This window comes from Nocardioides sp. P5_C9_2 (genome assembly GCF_054049555.1).
Window position 1 is genome coordinate 1 of the sequence record NZ_JBFUMD010000731.1, and the last position, 1,176, is coordinate 1,176.

At 68.3% G+C, this 1,176-nt stretch carries 1 protein-coding gene; it reads left to right on the forward strand.

The annotated features are described in order from the left end of the window. A partial coding sequence (locus ACXJKL_RS21365) for an adenosylcobalamin-dependent ribonucleoside-diphosphate reductase (RefSeq protein WP_457208997.1) occupies positions 1–1,176 on the forward strand: 1,176 nt, incomplete at both ends.

The following is a 1,176-nucleotide window of genomic DNA, read 5'->3' on the forward strand; positions in this document are numbered from 1 at the left end:
TCATCTTCAAGGGCGGCTCCGGCGCCGGCCTCAACCTCTCCCGCATCCGCTCCTCCAAGGAGCTGCTCTCCTCCGGTGGTACGGCGTCCGGTCCGGTCTCCTTCATGCGCGGCGCCGACGCCTCCGCGGGCACCATCAAGTCGGGCGGCGCCACGCGTCGTGCGGCCAAGATGGTCGTCCTCGACGTCGACCACCCGGACATCGAGGAGTTCGTGATGACCAAGGCGCGCGAGGAGGACAAGATCCGCGCCCTGCGCGACGCCGGCTTCGACATGGACCTCGGCGGCGCCGACATCACCTCCGTGCAGTACCAGAACGCCAACAACTCCGTCCGCGTCAGCGACGAGTTCATGCGCGCCGTCGAGGAGGGCACCGAGTTCGGCCTGCGTGCCCGCGGCACCGGCGAGGTCATCGAGACCGTCGACGCCCGCGACCTGTTCCGCAAGATCAGCGTCGCCGCGTGGGAGTGCGCCGACCCGGGCCTGCAGTACGACGACACGATCAACGACTGGCACACCAACCCCGAGACCGGCCGGATCACCGCGTCCAACCCGTGCTCGGAGTACATGTCGCTCGACAACTCCTCGTGCAACCTGGCGTCGCTCAACCTGCTCAAGTTCCTCAAGGACGACGACACCTTCGACGCCGCGCTCTTCGCCAAGGCCGTCGAGTTCATCATCACCGCGATGGACATCTCGATCTGCTTCGCGGACTTCCCGACCGAGTCGATCGGCGACACCACCCGCGACTACCGCCAGCTCGGCATCGGCTACGCCAACCTCGGCGCCCTGCTGATGGCGATGGGCCTCGGCTACGACTCCGAGGGTGGCCGCTCGATGGCCGCCGCCATCACGTCGCTGATGACCGGCCAGTCCTACAAGCGCTCGGCCGAGCTGGCCGGCATCGTCGGCCCGTACGCCGGCTACCAGCGCAACGCGGAGGYCCACAAGCGGGTCATGCGCAAGCACCAGGCGGCCAACGACCAGGTGCGCGTCCTGCACACCGAGGACGGCCGCGTGCTCAAGCTCGCCACCCAGGCGTGGGCCGACGTGATCGCCACCGGCGAGAAGAACGGCTTCCGCAACGCGCAGGCCTCGGTGCTCGCGCCGACCGGCACCATCGGCTTCATGATGGACTGCGACACCACCGGCATCGAGCCCGACTTCTCCTTGGTGA